2 protein-coding genes are annotated in these 5156 nt (G+C 50.3%); both read right to left on the bottom strand.

Features of this window, described 5'->3' with window-relative positions; genetic code table 11:
- On the bottom strand, positions 1-955 hold a 955-nt coding region (locus tag ACYPWY_RS15530), incomplete at its 3' end, for a DUF6046 domain-containing protein (RefSeq protein WP_459686458.1).
- A 21-nt stretch (positions 956-976) separates the two neighbouring features.
- A complete protein-coding gene (locus ACYPWY_RS15525; RefSeq protein ID WP_459686457.1) occupies positions 977-4801 on the bottom strand; it encodes a phage tail tape measure protein in 3825 nt (1274 codons plus the stop codon).
- Positions 4802-5156 lie beyond the last annotated feature (355 nt).

Raw genomic sequence — 5156 nt, 5'->3', positions numbered from 1 at the left:
TTTTTAAGAGCGAAGCGGGGTCAATAACTTCCGTCCCGAACTTGACGATTTTTATCCACTTGTTGGTGTGCTTGATGGCTTCGTCCACCTGTTCCTCTTTGGCGATTTTCAGTTCAATGGCTTCCGAAGGCTCCACAGCCACGCAGGAAAGCGTATAGGGCTGGATATTGCGGCAGTCGCTTGGGGAAAAGGTATAGCTTTGTATAATCAGTTTTTCGATATTGAATTGGCGAAGTATGGTATTGTCGCAGTTAATCACGCCCCTGTACTGCATCAGTTTCAGGAATTTGGACACTTCGGCTTCCGGATAGACGTCTGGGTACTTGCTGGTTATCTTGCCGGTAATGGAAATTTCCAAATCGCCGCCGGAGATAAATTCCTTGCGGGTATAGTCCCTGCCCTGCACCGTTGTCAGCACGATATTGTTTTTGCTGGATACCTGCACCTGCGGCTGCAAATCGACAAAAGTTACCAAGCCGTATTTGCTGTTGCTCTCCACTTTTCCGGTCTTGCTGTCAAAGTAACAGCCTTCACCCGTTATGGACAGTTCCAGGAAGTCCTGCACAACACGCCCGACAATGGTATCGGTATGGTTTTTCTTTTGGGCTACGGCTTTCTGTTCCTGTATCAGTTGGTAGTATTGTCCGGTCTTGTTGGCCGCGGAAGTCTGGGACATGGTTTGAAGGTACTTGTCTCGTTCTACCTGTTCCCAGTATTTTAGAAAGCGGGGATAGGAACGCAGGGCGCCGTAAGCCAACTGGTGCGCGGACTGGATAACCGCCCGCTTCAGGATTTTCGTGTCTTTGGAAAAATAGTGTACGGTGCCATCCTCAAAATGAGCCAAACCGATGCCCAGCGCACGGCGAGCCGCATCGGAAACGTATCCGGTAACGCTGCCATGGGATACTACTCCGCCTGACAGTAATGTCGCTTTCGTAAGTCCTAAAATTTCCATAATAAATTCATTATTATTAATTTATCCATGCCATGTTGCATCAAAATCATGCACCACATCAATCAATGCCTGCGCCAGTTGTTCCTTTAAATCCTGCACTTCCTGTTGATTACCTTCCTTTGATTTCAGCAGTTTGATAGCCTCCACACTTAAAAGATTAGTGATATTGACGATAACCTGTTTGGGGGCAGCGGAAGAAAGTTTGCCTGTTCCCGAATAATTGCCGCCTGCCCTGCCATCGTCCGCACCGGAAAAACCGCTGCTGCCCGTTATGCCGTTGGCGTTCCACGGGCTTGTGTCGTTGTAGTCAGGTTCGTTGGAATACAGGCGCGGGGAAAAGCCCGCCGTTTTCAGGATGTTTTCCGCTGCTTCGGTGGAACCGCCCATCGTGTTGCGCAGGCTGGAAGTGAATTTGACTAAACTGTCGTGGACAAGCATATAATTGGCCAACTGGTCTTGCCGTTCTTTTTCGGTGGCGTTTTTGCCCAACGCTTTTTGCACCCATTGTCCCTTATCGTTCAGGAAAAATCCGTTGGCTTCCAGTCCTGCAAAGTCAAAGCCGCCTTTTTGCATAAGGGCTTTGGCTCCGGCAAAATCTGTGATAGCTGAGCGGTAAACGCCAGCTGCCCGTTGAATTTCAGGCACGGTAACGGTATTCTGGTAACGGTGGTAGTCATAAGTCTTGACGGCTTGGGATTCCTTCAGCTTGTCTATTCCTTTTTTATAGGAAATTTTTCCGTCTTTACCCACCGTCCACAGACTTTTATCCAATGTGTTTTCCCCCTGACCGTATTTTGTCCTGATGGTTTGGATAAAAGCGCCCACTTCTGTTGCCGTTTTCATTTTGCCGAACTCGGCAAAGGCAGCGTTGATGCGGCTCTGGCTGTCCTTTTTAGCCAGCGTGGTAATGGCAGCACGGGTATCGTCCTGATAAGCGTCTCCATAAGTGTATAACGGCTGGCTCATGCCGTAGCTTTGTCCTGCCGCCATGCTTCCCAAAACTGCCGCCCACCAGTTGCCGGTAAAGGCCCCGATTTTATGTCCGCTGGCTTCTTCTATCGTTTTTTCCGCCGTCAAGTCATCGACCGCCTTTTTCGTGTCTAATGCCTTTCTGTAAGTTTCATTCAGAGAGTTGTACAGGGCTTCTATCGATGGATAGCGGTATTTTCGATTAGCTTCTATTTCCTCCAGCATGGCGTCCTTGGCTTCCTTGACTTTCCATGTCTTGTAAGCCAGCCAGCCCATCACACCGACCAAAGCGGCTATTCCGGCAGTAGCCGCTACTGCCCCCGTGCTGATAGCGGCAATGGAAGCGCCTGCGCCGACCAGTCCGCCGCCGGTAGACACCTGCGAAGCGAAAAGTCCCGATGCCGCGCCACGGGCAAGCAAAGCGTTTGTTCCCCCTGCCATACCCATGCCTGCCAGCGCCTGCGTCATGGCGCCTCGTCCGCTTATTCCTGCTGACTGTAAGGCGGAAACAAGGCTGCGCTTATTGGCAAAGGACATTCCCCGCAATCCTCCCAGACCAACCAATCCGCTAATGCCTTGCAGGGCGGAAGAAGCAAGGGACTGTTTGCCTATAAAGCCCAGCGCTACGCCGATATTGGTTAAGGCTCCGGCAAGTTTAAAAAGTTTGGTGGCAACAATGCCGGTAAACAGCAGGGGTTCAATCCATGAGAAATTTTTGGTAACGAAAGTCGCTATATTCCCCAAGACGGAAAGAATATCCAATAAAACCCTGCCGATGGAAGCCAGCCCCGAAGCAAATTCCTTCATTTTGAACTTCGACAGGAAATCACGCAGGACAACCCGTATCTGCGGCTCCAGTATTTCATAGCCCTTCATAAAGCTTTCGGTAAACATGGAAGTGGTCTGGTACCAAAGCCCCTTGGTGGTTTCCTGCTTGACCTTGGCAAGTTCGCCCGATATGCCCTGCGACGCCTTGTTTTGCGATGCCAGTTCCGAAAGCCTGTCGTGGTTTTTAATAAACATCATGGCGGCGTTGCCCCCGATTTTCCCGAAGATAGCCTGCATGTCCGCCATCGTTGCGCCCTTCTGTTCCAGTTCGGCAAAGATTTCCGAAAGCGGGCGGAGCTTTTCCACCTGCTTGCCGTAAATGTCGTGGTACTCCGTAAAATTAACTCCCAGCCGGTTTAAGGTCTTGCGGGCTTCGCGCGTGGGCTTGGCAAAACGGGTTGCCATCGCCCGAAGCGAGGTTCCCGCCATCGTTCCCTTAATACCCATGTTTCCCAGAATGCCGATGGCGGCGGCGCTTTCGGTAAAATCCACGCCCGCCAGCTTCATATAGCCTGCCGCCATTTTAAAGGATTCCGCCATTTCGATAATATTCACATTGGAACGCGATACGGTAGAAGCCAGGATGTCGGCGACCGAGTTCATGCTGGAACTTTTAATATCATAGCCCGCCATAATGTTGGTGGCAAGGTCGGCTATCAGGGAAACATCATTGTCGCCAATCAGGGCGAGGTTGGTTATCGGACGGATGGAGTTGAGTATCGTATCCACACCCATGCCCGCCATGGAAAGGTACTTGACGGCTCCGGCTACTTCAATGGCCGTGAACTTGGTTTCCACGCCGATTTGTCGGACGTATTTCGCCATTTGGCTGAAGCGGGTTTCAAAGGTCGTCAAGTCCGTATCGGCTACCTTCAGGATGCTGTGCGCCGTTTCCATGATATTGGAATACTCGACGGCTTCGGTAATTTCCTTGCGTATCAGTCCGTATGCCATGTAAGCATTGAACATGTAGGCAAAGGGCATGTTACGCATCGAGGGCGGACGGCTGTATTGCAGGCGGTTGATGGCGGCGCGGCGTTTGCCTCCGTAGAGGGATTCTTCCATGCCCGCCTGACGGCGGATGTTGCGGACGGAAGCCATGGCGTTCGCCTGCCGCTGCCGTTCGGCTTCCCGCTGTTGCCTTTGCTCATCGACAAGGGATTTTTTCCGTATCGTTTCCTGCTGTTTCAACAGCCTTGCCTGTTCCCGTTCCATGCGCCGGGCAGCGGCGAGGGCGTCCTGTCGCTGCTGCTTTTGGGCGGCTTCCTGCTGCCGGAAAGACAGGCGTTGCTCCTGTAACAGTTTGTTTGCATACAGCTTTTCCTGCAACCTTGCATTGGCTTTATCGGAAATGGGAGCCGTTTTGCCTGTGGAAACGGCATAAGGGGCGTATTTCAAGCTGCCCGGAGCGGCAACATGCGACACCGCCATTTTTACATTCATTGTCGCCGCTGCTGCTGTTTTTATCCGGGTCAAAAGGGACAGGACTTCGTTCAGCCTGCCTTTGGCAGCATCCGTGCCGATATTGATTTGCCGTCCCTTTTCAAGACTGACAAGCGCGGCGTTGATTTTGCCTATGGATTTGGTCAGGGTTTTCTGTGTTTCCTGTATGCTTTTGACCGATGCCGCCGCCGTGTTTTGCGTTAAGGCTTTCTGGTTTTCAAGCGCTTTTTTATCCAGCAGGGCTTTGGTTTGCGCCTTGATTCGTTTGCTGTCGAGTGGTTGCCCGGCATTGAGGACAAGGTTGATGCCGCGCGACAATTCCCTGATTTCGGTGAGCATTCCCTTCACGCGGGTCAGCTTTTCTTCCGCCTTGGAAGTGTCGATGTTCATTTTGAAGGAATAGTCGCGCTTCTTCCCGTTTTTGGTGCGGAAAGCCTTGTCAATATCCTCCATCATGCTGCGGATATTCTGGACGGCGGGGGCGAGCGAGGCTTTGGCCTGCGTCAGCTTCGCGACGCTCTCGGCAAAAGCCATGACCTGCCGCGTTCCTTGCGTCGCCTCAACATTAATGGTGTAATTGACCTGGTAGTTCTGTTCCTGAGCCATCGGCTATTCTTTTGGTAAAGAATAGGGCGACGGAGGGGAATCAGGTTAATGGAAGGTTATGGGGAATTTCTATTTGTGGAAAGAAAACTGTTATTTGTGGAATTGAAGATAAGCCGGCAACTAAAAAATAACGTTATAAATTCAGGGTTCTATGGTGAATTTAGCTATTCTTATGGCGAATTGAACTGATAATTCAATTTGTTTATTATGAGGTTATTATAAATTATATGGCTTTGAAAAAATGATTCTTATGGCGAATTTAGATGTTCTTATGGCGAATTAAAGTTTATTGCTCGTTTATTTTTTTTATAAATTGCTCATAAATATTTTCTTGCGCGTTAATTGTCTCATTATT

The sequence above is a fragment of the Viscerimonas tarda genome (assembly GCF_054601255.1).
Note: the sequence above shows the minus strand (reverse complement) of the source record. Positions and strands in the feature narration are given on the sequence as shown.